This window comes from Polaromonas sp. P1_G1, from assembly GCF_056405595.1.
Genome location: NZ_JBFUBU010000011.1, coordinates 49,115 through 72,523 on the forward strand (window position 1 = coordinate 49,115; position 23,409 = coordinate 72,523).

The following is a 23,409-nucleotide window of genomic DNA, read 5'->3' on the forward strand; positions in this document are numbered from 1 at the left end:
TTTTTTGCATCGCTTGCTGTGTTGCCTGCATTGCGCCAATCCAGCGCGTGCCACCGAGGCAGCCCGCCGCGGACACATCCACGTCATAAAACCCGGTGAAGCTGGTTCCTCCTCCTATTGGAGGATTGATCAGGCCGATTTGGCTGCGCACAATGCCCGCAGGCCTGACGCACCCGCGCATTCGCGCGCACAAACGGGGGAGCTGCCTCGGAAGCTTCACCACACGGAGGACATTCCATGGACATCCTGAGCAGTCAGAACAACTACGCCAGCCTTTCCGTGCGCGACCTGCTGGACGCGCGCAACCAGTTCCATGTGCACATGCTCAACAAGCGCAACGTCGTGGGCACGGCGGTGGGCTTGTACCTGATACGGCACAGCGACCCCTGGCCGGACGCGAAGAATCCGCTCAAAAAATCCACGGCAAAGAAAAAGGTGGAGCGCACCTTCGCCAACTCCGAGGTTCGCCCTTACTCCTGGCCCTGCATCCTGGTGATGGTCGATGAGTGGGTGGAGGAAAAAGCCTTCGCCACCAGCAAGCTCCATCCGCAGGACATGGTGCCCAAGATACTGTATCTGCCCGATGGACGTGTCGTTCCGGTCTGCGTCGTCAAGGTCGAACCGCAGGTGCCGGGGCGCAAGCAGCTGCCCTCGTGGATCTGGCCGGAGGCGGCCATAGGCGGGGGCTTTCCGCTGCTGATCCGCAACCAGGGCCTGCTGCGCACGGCCAGCGCCGGCTGCCTGGTCAGCGACGGCCACACGATTTACGCGCTGACCAACCGCCATGTCTGCGGCGAGCCGGGCGAGCCCGTCCATGCGCGCCTGCGCGGCGAGGAGGTCGAAGTCGGCCATGCCTCCGAACGCCAGCTGACGCGTTTGCCCTTCACCGAGGTTTATCCGTCGTTTGCCGGCAAGCAGACCTACCTGAACCTGGACGTCGGCCTGGTCGAGGTCGACGACGCCAGGGACTGGACCAGCAGCGTCTACGGCCTCGGCGAGGTGGGGGCGCTGGCGGACCTCAACGAGCAGAACCTGGGTCTGCAACTGATAGACCATCCGGTGTCCGCCTTCGGCGCGGCCTCGGGCCACCTCGACGGGCGCATCAAGGCACTGTTTTACCGTTACAAATCCGTGGGCGGCTATGACTATGTGGCCGACCTGCTGATTGCGCCACAGGATGCCACTCACCAGACACAGCCGGGCGATTCGGGGACGGTCTGGCACCTCAAAGTCGAGGCGGGCAAAGACGGCAAGGCGGGCAAAGACGGCAAGCCCACTTACCGCCCGCTGGCCGTGGAATGGGGCGCACAGACCTTCAGCGTCGACGGCGGCGCCTACAACTTCGCGCTGGCGACCAACCTCAGCAATGTCTGCAAGCTGCTGGACGTGGAACTGGTGTCGGCCCACAACACGGCGGCGCAGCCTTACTGGGGCGCGACCGGCCACTACAGCATAGGCAACGTCGCGGTCGGCCAGGTCAAAGACAAAAAGCTCGCCAAGCTGCTCGCGGCCAACGCGATGCGCATCAGCTTTGACCGCGCCGACATTGCGCCCGGCAAGATCAACGAGGCGCTGAAAGACACGACAGGTTTTATCGCCCTGGCGGACGTGCCCGACGTCATCTGGAAAAAGCAGCCCGGCAAGGTCAAAGGCGGACGCGACACCGGCTTTAACAGCGGGCCGGAACACCCGACGCACTATGCCGACATCGACGTGCCCGGTCCCGGCGACGGGCCCAGCCTTCGGGAGCTGTGCATGCAGGACAGCGACCGGGTGACGGTCGAATACTGGCAGGGCTTTTACGACAGTGTGGGCTCCACGGCCTCCAAGTCGCGCGGCTGCCTGCCTTTCCGCGTCTGGCAGTTCTATGACGCCATGGTTGGCTATGTCGAGAAGAAGGACTACGCGAGTTATGTGGCCGCGGCGGGGCTGCTGGCGCACTATGTGGGCGACGCCTGCCAGCCGCTGCATGGCTCTTTCCTGGCAGACGGCTACCAGGACCAGGTCACGGAAGGTGTCACCAGCACCGGCAAGCCTAAAAAAGACTGGCCCGCAAAGGGCGTGCACTCGGTCTATGAGACCAAGATGATTGACGCCAAGGCGGAAGAATTGTTCGAAGCCATCGACAAGGTGTTGGGTAAACCGGCCGCCAAGCTGGCGGAGATCGACGAAGGCCGCAAGGCCGCGATCGCCACGGTCAAGCTCATGGACGACGTCGCCAGGCTGATCCCGCCCTTGGAGATTTGCGACGCTTACGTCGAACTCGGCGAAGGCGCCTCGCGCGCGGTGATAGACGGCCTGTGGGAGCAGTTCGGCGGCAACACCGCCAAGGTCATGGCCCTGGGCATACGCAACCTGGCCCATATCTGGGAAAGCGCCTGGATCGCGGGCGGCGGTGAAAGCGCCAAGAGCTTGGAGATGGTCGAGTTCTCCGAAGCCGACATCCGCAAGCGCTACATCAACCCCAAGTTTGTCCCCTCGCTGGACCTGGACGGCCTGGCCGCGGTACTTTAGGGCCTGTTAACGCTATTTATGCAAGATGCGTTGCGAGTCAAAAAGGCCTTGAGCAAGGCGCAAAACGCGGGCGGGGTAGACCCCGTCAAGGCTTTGCAACGCCGCGCAAGGCCTTTTTGATCGCAACCCGGAGGGAATGGGGTGAAAACAGCCCCACTCCGCGTTGCGCTCCTAGCGCAGACGCCCGGTCTGGGCGTTGTCGCACGCCTTGATTGGCGCTGTTTTCACCCCATTCGCATTTGCATAAATAGCGTTAACAGGCCCTAATCAGCGTCAGGCGGCCGAAAGCCGCGGTTCCTGCGTCAGGCTGTAGCAGGTGAACACGCGGTTCAGTGCCGGCAGGGGCGCGACTTCCATCTCGCCGGCGGCCGGTTCCATGATGACCATGGCCACCGTGGCCGAGAGATTGTCGTGGCTCCCCAGGCGCGGCGGCCGGCAGACGGAGTAGGGCAGGCCGAAGTCGTCGAAAAAGGCGTTCTTCAGATCCTGGCGACTGAGCTTGTCCTGCGTGTTCAGCAGCTTGCGCACGCGCCAGTCGCGGTAGTGGCTGTCGGGCGACTGGGAAATGCCGAGGTCCACCAGCTTGCTGAGCGCGACCGGACTCATCCAGTGGTTGGCGTGGACTATCAGGTTGTCGGCGCCGGGATAAATCGGAAACGATTCATTCGTCGTGCATTCGAAGTCGATGCCGAAACCCTGGGCCATGCCCAGCATGATGTTGTTGGAGCAGGACTTGGGCGTGGCCGCGACAGCCTTCATGGCCAGCGAAAAAATCTCCTGCTCCAGCACCTTGCGGCGTATCAGCGACAGCGGCACGCCCAGTTGCTTGAAGTCGCGGTCCGATTCAAGGTAATTAGCGGTGATGGACACCCCCGCGCTGTTGAAGCCGCTGCGGGCCAGCCCGCCGGCCTCGACAAAGGTCAAAAAATCGGGGCCGTTGTCGTTGCGCACGCGCAGCACGACGGAGGTCTCGACGCACTCGGCGCGCCAGTCCCAGTTCTGTCCGTGCAGCAGGTTGCCGTTGGCGGATCGCTCGGGCAGGATGAGCGCGCCCGTGCAGCCGTCGCCCGGTTCCGCGTCGGCCTGTTTGACTTTTTCGGCGCGTGCCTTGGCCAGCACCTCGGTGCGGGCGTTGATCATCACGATGTCCTGGAAGTCCACGCCCGCGCCCTCGGCGATGCCGCGCATCTCGTCAATGTAATGGGGCGCAAAGTCGCCGATTTCCTTGGCGAAGAAGTCGATCAGCCGCGCGCGCGCCTGCTCGCTATAGCCCAGGTTGACCAGGGTCTGGCCGTAGAGGCGCGCGCTGCCGCGCACCCGGCCGGCGGCCTGGCGGCCGTACTGCAGGCCGCGCTCATGCGGGCTGCCGGAAACTGAAATAAAGGGGAATTGTTCGATGTTTGTCTTGTTCTGTGCTGTCGTGAAAACTAGCCGAAGGGGACGGACGGCCGCCGCCAGGCGTGCCTGTCCGGGCCTTGTGCGCGGGCCTGCGCATCAAGGCGAGTGAAAACTGAAACTGGAACGGCTTACTTGGCGGCCAGCTTGGTATTCCAGAGCAGCGGCTTGCCTTCCCACACCGTGAAGCCGGACACGCGCTTGCGCACGGCCCAGGAGTCGGTCACGTTGTAGAGGATGACCAGCGGCGTCTTGGCGATCATCATCGCGTGCAACTGGTCGAACAGCGCCTGGCGCTTCTTCGGGTCGGCTTCGGTGAAGCTCTGGTCGATCAGCTTTTGCGCGGCCGGGTCATCCCAGACCTTGCGCGGCTGCTTGGCCTTGGGACCCGAGAACTGCTCATAGCTCAGGGCGGGGTCCAGGCGCGAGGAATAGGTGAAAGAACTCAACTGGTAGTTGCCGCTGTTGTAGCGGTCCAGCTGCGTCGCCCATTCAAGCACCTCGATCTGCGCGTTGATGCCGACTGCCTGCATCATGGCCTGGCTCATCACCGCGACCGAGAAGCTGGGCACATGGGCGCGCTTGTTGGCCTGGATCACGATGGGCTGGCCCTTGTAGCCGGCTTCCTTCAACAGCTGCTTGGCCTTGGCCGGGTCATGGCGGTAGCCTTTTTTCTGGGCCGCCGTGTAGAAGGCCGAGGTGTCCTGGATGGCCGAGTTGTTGACACGGGCCAGGCCTTCGGACGCGGCCGCGACGAGCTGGTTCATGTCCAGCGACAGCGCGATGGCCTGGCGGATGCGCTCGTCTTTGAGCAGCGGGTCGTTGGTCTGCATCAGCAGCGTGTTCTTGCCGGCATCGACGGCGGCGACCACGTTGAGGTTTTTGTTGGCCTTGAGTTCCTGCACGTCGGAAGAGGTGATCTGGCCGGCATCGATGGCACCCGACTGAAGGCCGGCCTTGGAGGTCGACATGTCGGGGACGGTCAGGAACTTGACCTGCTCGACCAGCGGCTTCTTGAGGCCGAGGTAGCCGTCGGGCTTGGTGCCGGGGGGCGACTGGTAGTCGGCGAAGGCGCTCAGCGTGACGTACTCGCCGCGCTTCCATTCCTCGAACTTGAAGGGGCCGGTGCCTATCGGCTTGTCCCAGCTGCCGTCTTCCTTGACGGATTTTTTGTTCAGGATGGCGGTCATGCCGCAGTCGGTGCGCGCCAGGTTGTCGAGAAAAACTGCCGAGGGTTTGTCCAGCTGCATGACCACGGTCTGCGCATCGGGCGCGGTGACGGAAGTCACCTTGACGCCGGAGCGGCCGTCGAACTCGCTGAGGCAGCGCCAGTCGGTCTTGGGGTCGGTATAGCGCTTCCAGCTCCACAGCACGTCGGCCGAGGTCATGGGCTCCCCGTTGTGAAACTTCACGTTGGTGCGCAGCTTGAAGATGTAGGTGAGGCCGTCGGGGCTGACCACGATGGAGCGCGCCAGCAGCGGGCCGACCGTGCCGTTCTCGTGGTAGGCCACCAGGCCTTCAACGATGTTGAGCACCACGCCGTCGGTGGTGTTGTCACGGTTCACGCCGGGGTTGGTCGAGCGGATGTCGGCCGGCTGCGCGACCACGATCTGCGGCGTCTGGGCCTGCGCCGCGGAACAGGCCGCCAGCACGGCGGCGCTCAGGAATTTCAATCGCATCGAAAGCATGGGAGGCTCCTTAAAAATCAGGCCGAAAAAGGTCGTATGGGATGTATGGGGTTGGTCGCGCCCGCCGGCGCATCGGCTTCGTCAAAACGCCACTTGAGTTGCATGCCGCCCTGGCCGGTCGGCGTCAGCGCGGGAATCGCCGACAGCAGCTTGCGTGTGTAAGCGTGCTGCGGCTTATCGAAGACCTCGTCGCGGCTGCCTTGCTCGATGATCCGGCCGGCCTGCATCACGATCACGCGGTCCGCCACCTGCTCGACCACGCCGAGGTCGTGGCTGATAAAGAGGCAGGCAAAGCCGTGGCGCTCCTGCAGCTCGGCCAGCAGCGCCAGCACCTGGGCGCGCACGGTGACGTCAAGCGCCGACACCGGCTCGTCGGCGATCACAAAAGCCGGCTCGCGTATCAGCGCGCGGGCAATCGCCACGCGCTGGCGCTGCCCGCCCGAGAGTTCATGCGCATAACGCTGCGCGTGCTGGGGCTGCAACCCGACTTCGTCGAGCATCTTCGCCACGCGCGACTGCCGCTCGGCCGAAGTCAGGCCGGGCACCAGCCGCAGGCCTTCGCCGACCAGCTGGCCAATGCTCATGCGCGGGTTCAGCGAGGAATACGGGTCCTGGAACACCATCTGGCAATTGAGCCGGTAGTCCAGCCAGCCCGCATCGCTGCGCGCGATCGAACGGCCGCGGAAACGGATGTCGCCTTCCGTGGGCTTGATCAGGCCGGCAATCGCGCGGCCCAGCGTGGTCTTGCCCGAGCCCGAGCCACCCACTACCGCGACGATTTCGCGCGGCCGCACCACCAGGTCTATGCCGTGCAGCACGCGCTTGGCCGCGGATTTGGCAAAGAGACGACGCTTGCCCGGGTAGTCGAAGACGAGGTTGCGCACTTCGATAACGGGCTGCTCGTCGGCAATCGTGCGCGCAGCTTGCCTTCGCGGGATGGCCTCCAGCAGCTTGCGGGTGTAGTCCTGTTTTGGGCCTGCCAGCAGGGCGGCGGTGTCGCCGGCTTCAACGACTTCGCCCTGCTGCWTGACGATCATGCGCTGGGTGTAGCGCGCGACCATGGGCAGGTCGTGGCTGATCAGCAGCACGGCGGTGTTGTGTTCGCGCGTGAGGCCGACCATAAGCTCCAGTACGTCGCGCTGCACCAGCGCGTCCAGGGCCGTGGTCGGCTCGTCGGCGATCAGCAGCGCGGGCTCCAGCAGCATGACCGAGGCCAGCATCATGCGCTGGCGCATGCCGCCTGAAAACTCATGCGGCCAGGCGGCCAGCGCGGCCTGTGGGTCGGTGATGCCGACGCGCGCGAGCATGGCCAGCGCCTTGTCGCGGCGCGCGGCCGGCGAGAGCTCGGGCCGGTGCAGTGCCAGGCCTTCGTCGAGCTGCCTGCCTATCGTCATCGACGGGTTCAGCGAGGTCATGGGCTCCTGGAACACCATGCCGATGCGCGCGCCGCGCAGCTTGCGCAAACGCGCGTCGCCGGCCGCCGCCATGTCCTCGCCTTCAAACAGGATGCGGCCCGCACTGCGCAGCAGCGGCGGCGGTGTGAGGCCCATGATGGCGCGCGCCGCCTGGGTCTTGCCGCTGCCGGATTCACCGACGATGCCGACGATTTCGCCGGGCGCGACGGTGAAGGAGACGTTGCGCACGATTTCACGGCCGCCCTTGCCGATGGAAAGGCTCAGGCCGGAGACATCGACCAGCTGTGTCATTCGATGCCCCTCATGCGCGGATCGAGCAGGTCGCGCACCGCATCACCCAGGAAGTTGATGCCCAGCAGCGTGAGCGCGATGCACAGGCCCGGGAAGATGGAAAGATAAGTCGCCTGCGCCATGAAGGGCCTGGCCGCGGCCAGCATGTTGCCCCAGGTCGGTGCGGGTGGGGGCACGCCCAGGCCCAGGAAGGACAGCGAGCTTTCCGCGAGGATCACCCAGCCGAACATCGAGGTCGCGAGCACCGTCAGCGGCGCCACGCAGTTGGGCAGCACGTGGCGGAACATGGTGTAGAGCTCGGAGTTGCCGAGCACACGCGAGGATTCGATGAACTCCTTTTCTCGCAGCGACATCACCGTGCCGCGCACGATGCGTGTGACGGAGGGCGTGTAAGCCAGGCCCAGCGCCAGGATGATGCCGTACTTGTTGGCGCCGAAGACGGCCAGCAGCGCCAGCGCCAGCAGCAAGCCGGGGAAGGCCAGCAGGGCGTTGATGAAGGCCATGATGATGCGGTCGGTCCAGCCGCGCACAAAGCCGGTCAGCACGCCGATCGCCGTGCCCGCGGTGATGGAGAGCAGTACCGTCAGGAAGCTGATCCACACGCTGTTGGAGGCGCCGGCCATCAGGCGCGAAAGCTCGTCGCGGCCGAACTCGTCGGTGCCCAGCCAGTAAGTGACGCTGGGCGGCTTCAGGCGCGCCAGGAAGTTGATCTTGAGCGGCTCGTGCGGCGTCCAGAAGAAGGCCAGCACGGCGGCCGCGAGGATCAGGCCCACGATGAAGAGGCCTATCAGGGCCTGCGGGGTGAGAAACTTTTTCATTCCGCGAGCACCCTGGGGTCGAAGATCGGATAGCAGAGGTCGATCACCAGGTTGGTAACCACGTAGATCACGGCGACCAGCAGCAGGCAGCCCTGGATCACCGGGTAGTCGCGCGCGAAGATCGCGTCGACCAGCAGGCGGCCCAGGCCGGGAATCGTGAAAACGGTCTCGACGACGGCCACGCCGCCCAGCAGGTTGCCCAGCACCAGGCCGATCAGCGTCCAGGTCGGGCCGAAGGAATTGCGGAAGGCATGGTGCACCAGCACGGCACGCTCCGACAGGCCCTTGGCACGCGCATGGGTGATGTAGTCCAGCCGCAGCACTTCCAGCGTGCTGGCCCTGGCCATGCGGATCAGCACGCCGATCTCGTGCAGGAACAGCGTGAGGATGGGCATCAGCAGATACAGCAGGCCGGACTTCCAGTCGCTCATGATGGAGACGTAGCCGACCACGGGCAGCCATTCGAGTTTCAGGCCAAAGAACAGCAGCAGCAAGAGGCCCAGCCAGAAAGTGGGGATGGACACCAGCAGCGTGGCCGTGCCGACCAGCATCAGGTCGGGCAGGCGGTTTTGCTTCCAGGCGGCGATCATGCCGGCCGGCACCGCGACCAGGGTGGCGAAAAGCACCGCGACCAGCACWATCTGCGCGCTGACCAGGAAGCGGCCCAGCACCAGCTGCAGCACGGGCTCGCCGGTGTTGATGGACACACCGAGGTCGCCGCCCAGCACGTGGCGGCCCCAGATGCCGAACTGCACCGGCCAGCTTTTATCCAGGCCGAGCTGGGCGCGCAGGTCGGCCAGGCGCACCGGATCGGCGAGGTCGCCGAGCAGCAGCTGGGCCGGGTCGCCGGGGATCAGCCGTATCAGCACAAACACCGCGACCGCCACGATCAGCAGGGTCGGTATCGCCATCATCAGGCGGGCCAGCGCGAAACGTAGCATGGTCGGGCTTTCAGGGCTGGGGTGTGGAGGGCATCAGGCTGTGCGCATGTCGGCCAGTACGCCCGCGAGGAAGTCCTGCACCGTGTCGACGCAGGCCAGGCCGTTGTGGGGAACGTTGTCGACCAGGTCCAGGGTGACGCTGACGCCGGCCTGCGCGAAGGACTGGCGCAGGGTTTCCAGCCGCTCGGGCCGCGTGCGCCCGGCGTCGTTGGCGCCGGCCATGTAGAACTTGYCGCCTTCGCGGTGGGTGATCTCCCAGGTTTCCATGTCGGCCTTGCCGACCACCATGTGCACCGGAAGGGCTTTAAGCGCGGGCAAGTTCAGGGGCTTGCCGAAACGCTTTTCAAAGTCGCGCACGCCCACCCACCAGTCCTGCTGGAAGTCCAGCAGCGTGACCGAGCCCGGTGCGCCTATGGACAGGGCCCAGAGGCGCTCGGGATGCAGSAGGCCGAAGCGGTTGACGAACTGGCCGCCGCCGGAATAGCCAAAGAGCGCGAATTTGGAAAAATCGCAGCCGAACTTGACGGCCACCTCGTGGACCATGCTCAGCAGGATCTGGTCGTAGCGGATATCGGCTTCGCGCAGGTGCTTGAAGCCGTCGCGGTTGCCGTCGCCCTGCGGGCCGGCCGGGAACAGCGGGCACAGGACGATGCAGTCGTTCCACTTGGCGAAGGCGGCGAAAGCGTCGCGGTATTCGGTGAAGGCGCGGCCCGTGCCGTGCACCACCACCACCAGCTGCATGGGCTGCTTGGCATGGCCCAGGTGCGGCGGAACATAGGTGCAGTAGGAAAAGCGCGGGTCGGTGCGTGACGCGAAAATCGTGCTGTGGCCCAGGTCGTAGATCGCGGCCGCCCGCTTGTCGCCGAAAGACGGGCTCGACGCCGTTGCGGCATTCGATGAGAGCACTTCAGACATAAATCACCACCCACAAAAAGAGATTCAAAGCGGCCTGCTGGCCAAGGGTGATGCGCCGTGATGGCGGAGGACATGAGTCCGTCACACAACCCTGTTAGGGCGGATTGTTCTCCATCCAGTTTAAAAAATATATCTATATTATGTTGTGAGATGATAAAGTTATTCTTTTGTATTGAGGCCAGTCGCGCGTGAGCACCATCCGCTTTTTGAGGACCTTTCTCGCCGTGGCGCAAGGCGGTTCCTTCGCCGCCGCGTCCGACCGCGTCGCGCTCACGCAGGCCGCGGTCGGGCTGCAGATGCGCGCGCTTGAGACCGAGCTCAAGGCTGTGTTGTTCGAACGTTCGGGGCGCGGCGTCGTGCTGTCAGACGCCGGCCGTGCGTTGATTGCGCATGCCGAAAAAATCATCGGCTACTACGACCAGATGCGCGAGGGGCTGGAAGGCGAGGGCGAGATCGCCGGCACGGTGACGGTGGGCTCCATCGTCACGGCCATGGGGCTGCTCTCCAACACCGTGGTCCGCATGAAGCCGCTGTACCCGCGCCTCAATGTGCGCCTGGTCATGCAGGAGTCCAGCGGCCTGGCGCGCAGCGTGCAGAGCGGCGAGCTCGACGCCGCCATCTTCGTCGACGACTCGCCGCAGGAGCGCAAGGGCATGCGCTGGACGCCGCTGTACACCGAGCCCCTGACGGTGGTCGCGAGTTCGCAGGTCGCGCCGCCGGGCAGCGATTTCAGGAAGCTGCTGCGCGAACAGCCCTTTCTGCGCTTCGACAGGCGCACGCCCAGCGGCATACGCATAGAGCAGACCCTGCGTAAGCTGGGCCTGGCCCCGCAGGACTTCCTCGAGCTCAGCTCGCTGTCGGCCATCATCGAGCTGGTGCGCCAGAACGTGGGCATCACCATCGTGCCGCACGTCAAGAACGCCGACTGGGCCAACGATGCGCTGCTGCGCGTGCTGCCGCTGCCGGGCCGGCCCCCGACGCGGCTGATCGGCATGCTGGAGCAGGGCCAGCGCGAGCACATCACCTCGGTGATACGCCAGCACCTGGTGCAGCTGCTGGCCGAGAAAAGCGCGGCGCCGGCCGCAAGCCCTTCAGTAGCTTCGGCCAGGCCGCGCCAGAAACTTGCGCGGCCGCGCTGAACTTTTTCACGGCAGGCCTCTCAGACTCCCTTTTAACGGAGGGAATCCCATGGCTTTTGCCCAGAACGACCAATTGACTTCACGCGCACTGTCGGTGCTTCGCATTGTTTCCGCTTATTTGCTGATTCAGCACGGCACGGCCAAGCTGCTGGGCTTTCCCCATGTGGCCTATTTCGACGGGCTGCAGGTGATGTCGCTGATTGGCTTTGCCGGCATCCTGGAACTCTTTGGCGGCGCGCTGCTGCTGGTCGGCCTCTTCACGCGCCCTGTGGCCTTTGTGCTGTCGGGCCTGCTGGCGTTTGCTTATTTCATCGGCCACGCGTCCAAAGGCTTTGTGCAGTCCCCCATGCTGAATGGCGGCGAGTCGGCTGTGTTGTTCTGCTTTGTCTTCCTGTTCTTTGCCGCTGCCGGCGGCGGCGCATGGGGCGTGGACGCGCTCCGTTCGCGGAAGTAAGACACCGGCGCAGGCCTGAGCCGCTTCACGCGGCCCTGTCGGCTGACTGCGAGGTCGCCGGCGAATCTGTGTTCGCTGTTTGCCGCGAGGTCAGCAGGCATAGCGCGGGGGCGATGACGAACACGGCGAACAGCCATTGAGCCGCGCCGGCCGTCCCCGGCACACCGCCGGGGCTTGTCAGCCCGCCCAGGTTGGCCAACATGCCGGCCAGCGCCGCGCCCATGGCCGTGGCAAACAGCTCCACCGTCATGATGGAAGATGCCGCCAGGTCTTCTTCGCCCTGCGGCGCGATCTGCAGCACACGGGTGCTCAGGTGCGGCCAGGCGATGCCGACGGCAAAACCCACGGCCACCATGGCGATGCAGATCGGGGCCAGCACTTGCCAGCTGCCGTCGCTGGGCGAGGGCATCAGCACCGCCATGCCCACCAGGCCCGCAAGTGCCAGCACCGGTGCGATGTGGATCGCCAGCCTGGCCCGGCCGCCGGTGGCGCTGGAACTGATGAGCGAACCCAAGGTCCAGCCCGCCGACATGATGGCGGCGAGGTAGCCGGAGGCAAGCGGCGTCTGCGCATGCAGCACCTGGAAAAACAGCGGCGAAAAAATCTCCGTGGACGTGACCATCATGGCCAGCAGCGCCATCGCGAGGTACAGCGCGCCCAGCGTTCCGGGGCTAAAGGCGTCTTTAGGCAGCAAACGCTTGGAGGCGCGCTTGTCGACCATGACCAGCAAGGCACTGAGCGCTGTCGCGACCGCCACGCCGCCGGCATTCCAGGCCACCTGCGGGCTGACGCTGCCGGCGGACACCGCAAACACCGCGCCGGCCAGCAAAAAGAGCTGCGCCCAAGGCACCGGCGACGCCGGGTTGCTGCTGGTGTTGCGCCGGGGAATCACGCTGACGGCCAGCAGCGTGAACAGCGCCGCCGCCGGAATCAGCGCGCCAAAGGCCACGCGCCAGGCGTCCATCTGGGCAAACACACCGCCTATGGCCGGCCCGACCAGGGTGGCCACGCCCCACATGCCCGACAGCAGGCCAATGGCCCGGGACCACAAGGCTTCGTCATACAGCAGGCGGATCATGGCGTAGGGCAGGGCCAGCAGCAGGCCGCCGCCAAAGCCCTGCACCACGCGACCGGCCAGCATCACGGGCATGGACGGCGCCAGCGCGCAGGCCAGCGAGCCCAGGGCAAAGATCGCGGCGCCGAGCACATACGCAAGGCGCGGCCCAAGCTTGCCCAGCACCTGCGTCGCCATGGCGGCGCTGATGATGGAGGCCACCACAAACAGCGCAGTGTTCCAGGCATAGAACTCGAGCCCGCCGATGTCGCGCACGACGGACGGCAGGATGGTCGTGCCTATGTAGAGATTGATGGCATGCAGGGCCACACCGCCCACCAGGGCCAGCGTGCGCACGGCATTGACGCCGGTCAGCAGGGCCGCCCAGCCCGTGGGTGCGCTGCTCATGCCAGCGCTTCAGGCCCGAAATGCAGGCCGTCGAGCTTGTCGGGGTTGCGCATGATGTAGATGTTGGTGGCCTTGCCCTCGTCGTTATAGGCGAAGGTGATGGCCGCGGCGATTTCGCCGTCGTTCGCGCGCAGCTGGATGGCGCGGCCGCCGTTGATCTCGCAGGGCAGCCATTCGTAGGCGGCCCAGTACTGGGCCAACTGGGTGGCGATGAGGGTGAGTACGCTGCCCTTGCCCTGCACCACACCTTCGATGGAGCTGACCTTGCCGCCGCTGTCGGCGCAGACGGCGATGTCGTCGGAGAGCAGCCCGGCGAGCGCTTCGGTGCTGCCGGCGCTGATGGCTTCGCGGAAGGCGCTGAGCAGGTCGTCCTGCACCTTGGGCGGCGTCACGTGCCGCACCTTGCCCTGGGCGATGTTGACGCTGGCGCGCGAGACCAGCTTGCGGCAGGCTGCTTCTTCCATGTCCAGCATCTCGGCGATGTCGGGGTAGGGCGTGTCAAAAATCTCGTGGAGCAGGTAGGCCGCGCGCTCCTTGGGCGTGAGCCGCTCCAGCAGCAGCAAAAAAGCCATGCTGAGTGACGAGGCCAGCAGCGCGTGGGTTTCGGGTGTTTCGTCGGTGCGGGTCTGGATCGGTTCGGGCAGCCAGGTGCCGACATAGTCGACCCGGCTGCGCTGGGCGTCGCGCAGCATGTCTATGCAATGCCGCGTGCAGATGGCGGTGAGCCAAGCGGCCGGCGTCGCGATGCTGGCGTGGTCGGCCGCCAGCCATTTGATGAAGACGTCCTGCACGGCGTCTTCGGCATCGGCCCGCGAGCCGAGGATGCGGTAGGCCAGGCCGAACAGGTGCCTGCGCCTTTCTTCAAACACGGCGGTGGGGTCGATGTTTTCCATGACGAACCTTAGTGTGCAGAGACCTGGATGCGGTTCCAGAGGTTGATCTGGCCGATGTTAGCGGTCAGCGCGCCGATTTCCTTGTCGGTGAACGATTGGCGCAGGCGGCCGCGCAGGCTGGCGTAGTCGGTCTTGTGGTCGAGCGTGGTCAGGGCTTCCGTCCAGGCCAGTGCGGCTTTCTCGGCTTCGCTGAAGTCGTTGACGTGGGCCCAGACGACGAGGCGGTCCAGCCTGTCTTGGGTTTCGCCGTCTTCACGGGCTTCGCGCAGGTGCATCTTCACGCAGAAGGCACAGCCGTTGATTTGTGAGGCGCGTAGGTGGATTAGGTGCTGAAGTTTTTTGTCGAGTCCCTGGGCGGCTATGGTTTCACTGACCTTGAGCAAGGCGGGGAAAACGTCGGGAATGGCGAGGTCAATGCGGACGGGCGCGGTGTTGGCGGCGGTAGCGGTGGTGGCAGTCATGGTGTTTCCTTAAAAAGTGATTAAAAGTTGGGTGTCACACCGTATTGACGATCCAGCTTTGCCGTTTGTGACGCCTGCTTCCAAAAAAAATGAAATCCATGAAAAATCGCCTGAATCCCAGGGGGAGTCAGGCGATGTTCGGGAGCGAATGGACTGGATCAGCGGGCCGCCAGCAAGGCATTCATGGCCGAGTAGTCGAGCTTGGGACCCAGCAGCGGCGACAAGTCTTGTTTGAGCAAGGCCTCGACGCTGGTCCGGGCATGTTCATAAGCCACCTGGAAAGGGGCAGGCCCCACGCTGAGGCGCCGCACGCCTGCCGCCTGCAGCGCGGCGACGGCCGGCAAGCCGGGCATGGCCATCAGGTTGAGCGGCATGCTGACGGCCGTACCGATTTCTTCGACCTCGGGCAGGGCCGTGAGGCCGGGCACAAAAGCGCCGTCGGCGCCGGCCTGCTGGTACAGCTTCAGGCGGGCGATGCTGGCCTGGGCCGGGGTGCTATCGACTTTCAGCTTGCGCAGGTAGACGTCGGTGCGGGCATTGATGAACAGCGGTGAGCCTTTGAGCGCTGTACGGATGGCGCGTATTTTTTCTATCAGCAACGCAGGCGCGTCGCTTCCGTCTTCGAGGTTGATGCCCACGGCACCGGCCGACGCCACCGCGGCTGCCAGCCGACCGACCTCGGCCGGGTCGGTGCTGTAACCATCTTCCATGTCGACCGTCAGCGGCACCTTCAGGACACGGGTGATGTTGCTGACCGCATGCAGCAGTTCGTCCGGCGGCAACGCGCCGCCGTCGGCATAACCGCAGGCCCAGGCGAGCGAAGCGCTGCTGGTGGCCACGGCCGCGGCGCCGGATGCTTCAAAGATTTTTGCGCTGGCTGCGTCCCAGGCGTTGGGCAACAGCAGGATGTTGCCGGGTGACTGGTGGAGTTGCAAAAACTGCGGGTGGTGAAGGGCTCGCATGGGGTCTCCGCTGGGGAAAAGAACAAGGGTGTACAGCTTAGCAAGCCGCGGCGGCATTAGCGGCTGTTAGCGGCTATTTCCAGACCTATATACCCCGCCGGAATTCCACCTCAAAGCGGGCCAGCCCGGCGTAATCAAATGTCACCGTCTGACCGGCCGGCACCGTCAGCACGCCGGCATAGGAACCGGTGATGACAGCCTGCCCGGCTTTCAGGCCCAGGCCGCGCTCGCTCAGAAAATTCGCCAGCCAGTAGAGCGGCGCGCGCGGGTGTCCGTTGGGGTGTTTGGCCTGGGCTTTTTTGGCCGGCTGGTCGCCGGCCTGCCAGCTCAATTCAAAGGAAGCGGCCTCGGGCGCCGCCAGCTCAGGTCCCAGCCACAGGCCGTTGTTGACCAGGCCGTCGGCCAGCATTTCGGGGAAGGGCAGGCCGCTATGGTCTTCATAGCGGCTCGCGCAGATTTCGAGCGCGGCATGCACGGCGCCCACCGCCGCATCGATCTCGGCCTCGGTATAGGGCTGCTCGCGCGGTGGCAAGTCTTTCGCCAGCACAAAGGCCAGCTCTGGCTCGACCTTCACGCTGTCCAGGTCCCTGTCGACGGGAAAAGCCACGGTGCAGATAGCGGGGCGGCTGATGGCGGGCCGGTAAATCGGCGCCATCACGAGCTTGCCGGGACTGGGCGGAGAGGCCTTCCAGCCGCCCACCGCCTGGTCCAGGCCGAGGGTGACGGCCTGCTGCACCTGCCAGGCGTCTTCGAGGTCCAGCGGGCGGCAGCTTTCGGGCAGGCGCTGGCCGGGCTGGCCGCTGTTTCGGCGGGCGGTCAACTCCGTGGCGGCCTGCGTGATCTGTTCAGGTGTGAGGGACATATTGATCAGAGGGTGGGGTGGGGGCTGCCCAGGAGGGCCGGGGCATTTCAGTGTAGCGGCGCCGGCGGCTGTCCGACCCCTGTAGTATTGGCGCCCTGGGCCCGATTTTGGGCGCTCCGTTCCCTTCCGCAAACCCATTCCTTCATCATGAAAAACTCCTTGAGCCTTGCTTCCGCCTTGCCTGTTGATGCCGCCGATGCCCTGCTGGTCGGGCGTGTGTGGGTGGAGGGCACCGGGCCCGTGCTGGCGCTGGTCACACCTGAGAGCGTGTTCGACCTGTCCAGCGTGGCCGCCACGGCCAGCCAGCTGCTGGAACTGCCCGATGTGGCCAAGGCCGTGCGCGCCGCCGCGCCCTCGCTGCCGCGCCTGGCGGGCACGGCCGAGGTGCTGGCCAATTCCGCGGCCGATGCGCGCAAGCCCGCGCTGCCCTGGCTGCTGGCGCCCTGCGACCTGCAGGCGCTCAAGGCGGCCGGCGTGACCTTTGTGGCCTCCATGCTGGAGCGCGTGATCGAAGAGCAGGCGCGCGGCGATGCCAGCAAGGCCGAGGCGGTGCGCAAGGCCGTGGTCGGCGTGATCGGCGACAACCTCAGCAGCATCAAGCCCGGCTCGCCCGAGGCCGACAAGCTCAAGGAAGTGCTGATCGCCCAGGGCGTGTGGTCGCAGTACCTGGAAGTCGGCATAGGCCCCGACGCCGAAATCTTCACCAAGAGCCAGCCGCTGAGCGCCGTGGGCACGGGCGCCGAGGTGGGCATACACCCGCACAGCCACTGGAACAACCCCGAACCCGAAATCGTGCTGGCCGTCAATTCGCGCGGCGAGACGGTGGGTGCGGCGCTGGGCAACGACGTCAACCTGCGTGACTTCGAAGGCCGCAGCGCGCTGCTGCTGGGCAAGGCCAAGGACAACAACGCCTCTTGCGCGATCGGCCCCTTCATCCGACTGTTCGACGACAAGTTCAACATCGCCCACGTGCGCCGCAGCGACCTGAACATGACGGTGACCGGCCCCGAGGGTTTTGAGATGAAGGGCGGCAGCTCGCTGAGCAAGATCAGCCGGGACCCGCTGGACCTGGTGGCCCAGGCCATAGGCACCAACCACCAGTATCCCGACGGCTTCATGCTCTTCCTGGGCACCATGTTCGCGCCCACGCAGGACCGCCACGGCCCCGGCCAGGGCTTTACCCATGTGGTCGGCGACGTAGTCACTGTGGCCACGCCGCAGCTCGGCAGCCTGGTCAACCGCGTGACGACTTCCGACAAGGCCGCGCCCTGGACCTTCGGCATCTCGGCGCTGATGCAAAGCCTGGCCAAGCGAAAGCTGATCTAAGGCAAGGAGGTAACCGGCATGCACACTTCCGCACTCGTGCTGTTTTCCGGCGGGCAGGATTCCACCACCTGCCTGGCCCTGGCATTGTCCAAATACGAACGCGTCGAAACCGTGGCCTTTGACTACGGCCAGCGCCACAAGGTGGAGCTGGAAGCGCGCCTCAATGTGCTGCGCGAAATCAAGAGCCAGTTTCCGCAGTGGGCCCACAAGCTCGGCGAAGACCATTTGCTGGACCTGGCGGTGCTGGGCCAGGTCAGCGACACCTCGCTGACCCGCGACGTGGCCTTCAAGATGGAAAGCTCGGGCCTGCCCAACACCTTTGTGCCGGGGCGCAACCTGCTGTTCCTCACGCTGGCGGCAGCGCTGGCCTACCGGCGCGACCTGCAGGTGCTGGTCACCGGCGTCTGCGAAACCGATTTCTCAGGCTACCCCGATTGCCGCGACGACACCATGAAGGCCATGCAACTGGCGCTGTCGCTGGGCATGGACAAGCGCTTCCTGATCGAAACGCCGCTGATGTGGATAGACAAGGCGGATACCTGGCGGCTGGCGCATGACATTGGTGAGAAGTCAGGCGAGCCGGGCGGCGGCGAGGCGCTGGTGAACCTGATCGTGGAGCACACCCACACCTGCTACCTGGGTGATCGTGTGCACCGCCATGCGTGGGGTTATGGGTGTGGGACGTGCCCGGCTTGTGAGCTGCGGGCGCGGGGCTTTGAACGGTATACGGCAAGCGCCGCCTGAGTTGCTCTTGCTCCTTCCCCCGCTGGGGGAAGGCTGGGATGGGGGCTGTTTGATCTGGCCGGCAGGTTGATGAATCGCACGCCGCTGGCCCCCATCCCTACCTTCCCCCAGAGGGGGAAGGAGTTAAATCAGACCCTCACTAGGCTTTCCACTACGCATCGCGAAACCACCGGCGGCTCTTCGCCGATATGAAACGCCAGCTTGCGCTCCCGCAGCGCCACGTCGCTGGCGGTCACGCGGTCAAAGCGGCGCAGGTGTTCGGTCCATGATTCGTCGACGATTTGCTCGACAAAGCGGCCGGGCTTGTTGACGTCGCGCAGCAGTTCCCATTCGAGCGCGCCCTGGCGCAGGCGGCTGCGGCGGCTTTCCTGCATCAGCGCGCGGAAGTCGTCGGCGCGCGCCGGGTCCACCAGGTATTCAATCGTCACCACCACATTGCCCACGCCGGGCGGTTCTTCGGCCACGGGCGCCTTGAACTGGCGCGAGGGCGTCATGTCTTCCTCGATGCTGAGGTCGGACACCAGGTGCTTTGCCACCAACATCACAGCGGTGCCGCTGGCGGCAGCGACCAGCAGGCCGGTGGAGACGCTGCTCAGCGTGGCCACCTGGCCCCACAGCGCGGCGCCGGCGGCGCTGGCGCCCATGATGGCCATCTGGTACATCGACATGCCGCGGGCACGCACCCAGTCGGGCAGCGCCAGCTGGGCCGAGACGCTGAGCGAATTGGCGCAGGTGATCCAGGCCATGCCGTTGAGCACCATGGCCGGCACCGCCACCCAGGCGTTGGGCGCATAGGCCATGGCCGCCATGGAGACCGACTGCAGCAGCGTGGAGCGCATCACCAGCACGTCGCGCGGCATCATCTGGCGCAGCCGCGGCAGGTTGAGCGCGGCGACGATGGCGCCCGCGCCCATGGAGGCCAGCAGCAGCGTGAAGGTGCCGGCATCGCCGCCGTGCAGGCCGCGCGCCACCAGCGGCAGCAGGGCCAGCAGGGCGGTGGAATGGAAAAAGAAGATGGCGATGCGCAGCAGCACCGCGCGCAGGCGCGCCGACTGGCCGACGAACTGCAGGCCCACGCGCATGGCGCTGACCAGGCGCTCGCGCCCCAGCGGGCTGGGCGCGTGGTCGCGCCGCCAGCGCATGATGACGAAGCCCGAAACCACCGACAGTACGGCGTTGAGCACAAAGACGTATTCGGTGCCGGCGCCGGCGATCAGCGCGCCGGCCACCAAGGGGCCGACGATACGGGAAGCGTTCATGGAGACGCCGTTAAGCGCCAGCGCGGCTGGCAGCTGCACGCGCGGCACCAGTTCGGGCACGATGGCGGCGAACACCGGCCAGCGCATCGCCAGGCCGACGCCGTTGGCAAAGGTCAACGCCAGCAGCAGGGCCGGCGTCATCACGCCCGAGATCACGGTGATGGACAGCAGCGTGGCCACGCCGGCCACCCAGAATTGCGTCATGATGAAGTAGCGGCGCCGGTCCAGGATGTCGGCCAGCGCTCCGCTGGGCAGGCCCAGCAGGAACACCGGCAAGGTGGAGGCCGACTGCACCAGCGCCACCCAGATCGGCGAGGTGGTCATGGAGGTCATCATCCAGGCCGCCGCCACGTCGTTCATCCACATGCAGATGTTGGCGACCAGCCAGGTGCTCCACAGCATGCGGAACACCGGACGCTTGATGGGCGCCCAGGCGGAGAGGTCGGCGGCCTCCGGCGCAGCCGGCTTGGACATTTCTTCAGGCATTCGCGGCGCTTCCTCCTGGGAGCTGGCTGGCCGTCAAGCGGTACAGGGCGGCTGAGCCCGGGGGCTGCTTTTCCAGGGTCCACTGCCGGTCGTGGAAGGCGGCGACATTGGGCCGGTGGGCTATGGAGATTAGAGAGCCCCCCGACGATTTCACGAGCGCGAGCAGGCGTTCATACAGCGTCTTTTCGGCGGCTTCGTCGAGTGCGCTGGTGGCTTCGTCGGCAAAAATCCATTTGGGCTTTTTCAGCAGCACGCGTGCGATCGCCAGGCGTTGCTGCTCGCCGCCCGAGAGTTTCTGGCTCCAGGCATTTTCCTCATCGAGCCGCGAGGCCAGGTCGGGCAGCAGGGCTTCCTCAAGCGCCTGCTTGAGGGCCTCGTCGCTGTAAGCCGCGGCGGGCTCGGGGTAGGCCAGCGCATCGCGCAGGGAGCCATTGGGGAAATAGGCGCGCTGGGGAATGAACATCGCGTTTGCAGGTTTCGCGATGCTGCCGCTGGCAAAAGGCCAGATGCCGGCGAAGGCGCGAAACAGGGTTGACTTGCCGCTGCCCGATGGGCCCTTGAGAAGGATATGGTCGCCGGTGTGAGCCTTCAGCGACATGTCCGCCAGCAGCACGGCACCCGTGGGCAGCGCGAGCTTGAGGCCGGTGGACCCAAGTTCGGTTGATGGTGTGGTGACGAGCGCTTCATTGTCTTTTGTCTGCGCGATCATGCTGTCTTCAAAACTGGTCAGGCGGTCGGTGGTGGCGCGCCAGCTGGCAAGCGTGTCGTAGTTGTCCACAAACCAGCTCAGCGAATCCTGCACCTTGCCGAAGGCGGAGGAAATCTGGATGAGCTGGCCGAGCTGGATCGCCCCGCTGAAGAAGCGAGGTGCCGCGACAAAGAAGGGAAAAATCACGGCGGCCTGGCCGAAGAAGCTCTGGAACCAGATGAGCTTTTTGTTGGCGCGTATCAGGTTCAGGTAATTTGCCAGCACTGTCGTGAAGCGCCCGTCGAGCTGGCCGCGTTCCACAGCCTCGCCATGGTCCAGCGCGATGGGTTCGCTGTATTCGCGAACCCGTACCAGATGGTGGCGAAGGTTGGCCTCATAGCGCTGTTGCATGAAGTTGAGCTTGATCAGCGGCCTGCCGATGTAGTGGGCCAGCACACTCCCGACCAGGCAATAGGCGACCGCGGCCCAGACCATGTAGCCCGGGATGCTGTAGCTGCTGCCGCCCAGGGTGAATCCAAGCGGCCCCGACAGTGTCCAGAGGATGCCGACAAAACTGACCAGCGTCACGACCGCGTTGAGCACGCCCATGCTCAATGAGATCGTGGACGTGGTGAAAGAGTGCACGTCTTCCTGGATACGCTGGTCCGGGTTGTCGGGGCTGGCGTTGATGTCGGTAGCCGTGGAATAGCGCGCGAGCTCCATCTTGTAGAAAGCATGGTGCGACAGCCAGCGGCGAAGGTAGTCGCGTGTCATCCAGGCGCGCCAGCGCATTTGAAGCAGCTGGGTCAGGTAGAACTTGTAGACGGCGATGATGATCGCGCCAAAGGCGAGGTAGCTGAAGCGGCCCATCTGCTGCCAGAAGACAGTTTGGTCGCGCTTTTCAAGCGCGTCGTAAAACACGCGGTACCAGTCATTGAACTGCACCGCCATGTAGACCGTGCCGAGGTTGAGCAGCACGATGGCCAGCAGCAGGCCGCGTGCTTTCCATTTTTCTTCGGACCGGAAATAGGGTGCGGCCAGCGCCACTATGCGCCCCGCCAAGCGCCGGAAAGCGCGGAATTTGGCGAACAGGCCGGAGGCGGGTGTCTGGGTCATGGTGGACATTTTTGTTTTCGAAATTCAGGACAACTGATTGGAAACGCCGCTGGCCACATGGCCCGAGGGTACGTGCTGGGCGGCGGAATGGACGTGGCCGGTCTGGTCGTCAAAGAAGAAGTCGGGCTCGAACTCGCGCAGGAACTCGCCCTTGGCCAGGCCGCCCAGGAACATGGCCTCGTCGACCTCGATGTTCCATTCCATCAGCGTGCGGATGGCGCGTTCGTGCGCCGGGGCGCTGCGCGCGGTGACCAGCGCGGTGCGTATGCGCATGTGCGAGGTGCCGACCTGCTGCAGGCGGTGCAGCGCTTCGAGCAAGGGCTTGAAGGGGCCGGCCAGCAGCGGCTGCGAGGCCTTGTCGCGCTCGTGCTGCTGGAAGGCCGACAGGCCCTGGGCCTGGAACACGCGCTCGGCCTCGTCGGAAAACAGCACCGCATCGCCGTCGAAGGCGATGCGCACTTCATTGGGATGGGCGTCGCTGGCGCGCACAGAATGGGGGTAGACCTGCGCGGCCGGCACGCCCGCGGCCAGCGCGTCGCGCACGTCGCTCAGGTGGGCCGACAAAAACAGGTTGGCGTGCAGCGGCTTGAGGTAGCGCCAGGGCGCTTCGCCGCGATTGAAGGTGCCGCGCTCTATCTTGAGGCCGTAGTGCTGGGCCGAGCGAAAGACGCGCATGCCCGAGACCGGGTCGTTGCGCGACAGGATCACGACCTCCACGCGCTGGGCGGGCGCCGCGGGGCTGGCGGCCTCGCCGGCGCTTTCGGGCGCGTCGTTGAAGGCCAGCAGCTTTTTGACCAGCGAGAAGGCGACGCCGGGCTTGGCCGGCACGTCCAGGCGTTCGAGCTGCAGCTTCATGTAGGCCGCGTCTTTTTTGACGCCGGGTGGCGGCGCGGCCGTCATGCCGGTTTCAAAGACGAGGTTTTCTTCCTCAAAATCAAACAGCGCGCGCGACGAGATCGCCACCACGAGCTGACCATCCAGGGTTGCTGCCATTTTTTTATGCCTTGTCTGGGTTTTAGGAGGGAGTTTTCAGCTCGAGTGTGCACCATTGGCCGTAGGCCGGCGCTTCAACAGGCCACTCGTCGGCCCTGTTGACCTGACGCGTGCCGCGTGCGATCAGTTCCACGGCGCGTATGACACCGGCGTGGGTGATCCACAGGGTGTTTGCCTGGCCCCGCAATTCATCGAAGGCCGAGGCGACTCGCGCCATGACCTGGCTTGTGCTTTCGCCGCTGCCGCCCACGGCGTATTCGGCGAAGCCGTCTGTCCAGGATTGCAGTTCTGCGGGGGCGATGTCTTGCCAGGCGCGGCCTTCCCAGGCGCCGAAGTTGATTTCCTGAAGCCGTGGGTCGCTGCTGCAGGCGAGGTCGGGCCGCAGTTGGCGCAAGGCTTTTGCAAGTTGCGCGCAGCGCTTGAGCGGGGAATAGCTGACCCGGGTACCTGCGGGGAGCAGCTTGGACAGTGCCTGTGCGCATGCTGCGGTGGCGGTCGCGTCGGCTGCTACGTCCTGCCGGCCGTAGCAGATGCCGGGATTCACCAGTGGCGTTGCATGGCGGGCCAGCCAGAGTTTCATGGCTTGG

The 23,409-nt window shown here is 65.2% G+C and carries 20 protein-coding genes; 5 read left to right on the plus strand and 15 right to left on the minus strand.

Annotated features, from left to right (window positions below; all coding sequences use genetic code 11):
* Positions 1-237: 237 nt before the first annotated feature.
* Entirely contained in the window at positions 238-2,514 is a 2,277-nt protein-coding gene (locus tag AC1D1Y_RS07140) for a Nal1-like putative serine protease (RefSeq protein ID WP_477681725.1), read from the plus strand.
* A 273-nt stretch (positions 2,515-2,787) separates the two neighbouring features.
* Here AC1D1Y_RS07140 and AC1D1Y_RS07145 read toward each other — a convergent pair whose 3' ends face one another.
* The 6 genes from AC1D1Y_RS07145 to AC1D1Y_RS07170 all read right to left on the minus strand — a co-directional run bounded on the left by AC1D1Y_RS07145 (position 2,788) and on the right by AC1D1Y_RS07170 (position 9,977).
* Entirely contained in the window at positions 2,788-3,972 is a 1,185-nt protein-coding gene (locus AC1D1Y_RS07145) for a C45 family autoproteolytic acyltransferase/hydolase (RefSeq protein ID WP_477681844.1), read from the minus strand.
* 68 nt (positions 3,973-4,040) lie between these two features.
* Positions 4,041-5,597, minus strand: coding sequence for an ABC transporter substrate-binding protein (locus AC1D1Y_RS07150; RefSeq protein WP_477681726.1), 1,557 nt, complete (start codon positions 5,595-5,597; stop codon positions 4,041-4,043).
* Between the two features lie 17 nt (positions 5,598-5,614).
* On the minus strand, positions 5,615-7,303 hold the full coding sequence (locus AC1D1Y_RS07155; protein WP_477681727.1) for an ABC transporter ATP-binding protein: 1,689 nt from the start codon (positions 7,301-7,303) through the stop codon (positions 5,615-5,617).
* Entirely contained in the window at positions 7,300-8,121 is an 822-nt protein-coding gene (locus tag AC1D1Y_RS07160; protein ID WP_477681728.1) for an ABC transporter permease, read from the minus strand. The genes AC1D1Y_RS07155 and AC1D1Y_RS07160 overlap by 4 nt, the downstream gene beginning before the upstream one ends.
* Entirely contained in the window at positions 8,118-9,062 is a 945-nt protein-coding gene (locus tag AC1D1Y_RS07165) for an ABC transporter permease (protein ID WP_477681729.1), read from the minus strand. Before AC1D1Y_RS07165 ends, AC1D1Y_RS07160 begins: the two co-directional genes overlap by 4 nt.
* Before the next feature lie 33 nt (positions 9,063-9,095).
* Positions 9,096-9,977, minus strand: coding sequence for an alpha/beta hydrolase (locus AC1D1Y_RS07170; protein ID WP_477681730.1), 882 nt, complete (start codon positions 9,975-9,977; stop codon positions 9,096-9,098).
* Between the two features lie 188 nt (positions 9,978-10,165).
* Between AC1D1Y_RS07170 and AC1D1Y_RS07175 the strand changes: the two genes are divergently transcribed.
* Together AC1D1Y_RS07175 and AC1D1Y_RS07180 are read left to right on the plus strand one after the other, a co-directional pair.
* Positions 10,166-11,116, plus strand: a complete 951-nt coding sequence (locus tag AC1D1Y_RS07175; RefSeq protein WP_477681731.1) for a LysR family transcriptional regulator — start codon at positions 10,166-10,168, stop codon at positions 11,114-11,116.
* Positions 11,117-11,165: 49 nt separating this feature from the next.
* Complete coding sequence (locus AC1D1Y_RS07180) at positions 11,166-11,570, plus strand: DoxX family protein (protein WP_477681732.1); 405 nt, start codon at positions 11,166-11,168, stop codon at positions 11,568-11,570.
* Positions 11,571-11,595: 25 nt separating this feature from the next.
* On the opposite strand, the gene AC1D1Y_RS07185 is transcribed toward AC1D1Y_RS07180, so the two are convergent.
* The 5 genes from AC1D1Y_RS07185 to AC1D1Y_RS07205 form a co-directional block, all read right to left on the minus strand.
* On the minus strand, positions 11,596-13,032 hold the full coding sequence (locus tag AC1D1Y_RS07185; RefSeq protein WP_477681733.1) for an MFS transporter: 1,437 nt from the start codon (positions 13,030-13,032) through the stop codon (positions 11,596-11,598).
* On the minus strand, positions 13,029-13,925 hold the full coding sequence (gene sigJ, locus AC1D1Y_RS07190; RefSeq protein WP_477681734.1) for an RNA polymerase sigma factor SigJ: 897 nt from the start codon (positions 13,923-13,925) through the stop codon (positions 13,029-13,031). Before sigJ ends, AC1D1Y_RS07185 begins: the two co-directional genes overlap by 4 nt.
* 8 nt (positions 13,926-13,933) lie before the next feature.
* Positions 13,934-14,386 (minus strand): carboxymuconolactone decarboxylase family protein, encoded by a 453-nt coding sequence (locus AC1D1Y_RS07195; RefSeq protein ID WP_477681735.1) that lies wholly within the window; start codon positions 14,384-14,386, stop codon positions 13,934-13,936.
* 158 nt (positions 14,387-14,544) lie between these two features.
* Positions 14,545-15,348 (minus strand): isocitrate lyase/PEP mutase family protein, encoded by an 804-nt coding sequence (locus AC1D1Y_RS07200; RefSeq protein ID WP_477681736.1) that lies wholly within the window; start codon positions 15,346-15,348, stop codon positions 14,545-14,547.
* A gap of 85 nt (positions 15,349-15,433) precedes the next feature.
* Entirely contained in the window at positions 15,434-16,210 is a 777-nt protein-coding gene (locus AC1D1Y_RS07205; RefSeq protein ID WP_477681737.1) for a 2-keto-4-pentenoate hydratase, read from the minus strand.
* A gap of 147 nt (positions 16,211-16,357) precedes the next feature.
* On the opposite strand from AC1D1Y_RS07205, the gene AC1D1Y_RS07210 reads away from it, so the two are divergent.
* Together AC1D1Y_RS07210 and queC are read left to right on the plus strand one after the other, a co-directional pair.
* A complete protein-coding gene (locus AC1D1Y_RS07210) occupies positions 16,358-17,536 on the plus strand; it encodes a fumarylacetoacetate hydrolase family protein (protein WP_477681738.1) in 1,179 nt (392 codons plus the stop codon).
* Between the two features lie 18 nt (positions 17,537-17,554).
* Positions 17,555-18,280 (plus strand): 7-cyano-7-deazaguanine synthase QueC, encoded by a 726-nt coding sequence (queC, locus tag AC1D1Y_RS07215; protein ID WP_477681739.1) that lies wholly within the window; start codon positions 17,555-17,557, stop codon positions 18,278-18,280.
* A gap of 128 nt (positions 18,281-18,408) precedes the next feature.
* On the opposite strand, the gene AC1D1Y_RS07220 is transcribed toward queC, so the two are convergent.
* Genes AC1D1Y_RS07220 through AC1D1Y_RS07235 form a run of 4 tightly spaced genes read right to left on the minus strand, consistent with a single transcriptional unit; the run spans position 18,409 to position 23,402 of the window.
* Positions 18,409-20,025 carry an MFS transporter gene (locus tag AC1D1Y_RS07220; RefSeq protein WP_477681740.1) on the minus strand — a complete coding sequence of 539 codons (1,617 nt, stop codon included), beginning with the start codon at positions 20,023-20,025 and terminating at the stop codon, positions 18,409-18,411.
* Entirely contained in the window at positions 20,018-21,829 is a 1,812-nt protein-coding gene (locus AC1D1Y_RS07225; protein WP_477681741.1) for an ABC transporter ATP-binding protein/permease, read from the minus strand. The genes AC1D1Y_RS07220 and AC1D1Y_RS07225 overlap by 8 nt, the downstream gene beginning before the upstream one ends.
* Positions 21,830-21,853: 24 nt before the next feature.
* Positions 21,854-22,822, minus strand: a complete 969-nt coding sequence (locus tag AC1D1Y_RS07230) for a 5'-nucleotidase (protein WP_477652372.1) — start codon at positions 22,820-22,822, stop codon at positions 21,854-21,856.
* Between the two features lie 22 nt (positions 22,823-22,844).
* Positions 22,845-23,402: a histidine phosphatase family protein gene (locus AC1D1Y_RS07235; protein ID WP_477681742.1), complete on the minus strand. Its 558-nt coding sequence runs from the start codon at positions 23,400-23,402 to the stop codon at positions 22,845-22,847.
* Between the last annotated feature and the right edge of the window lie 7 nt (positions 23,403-23,409).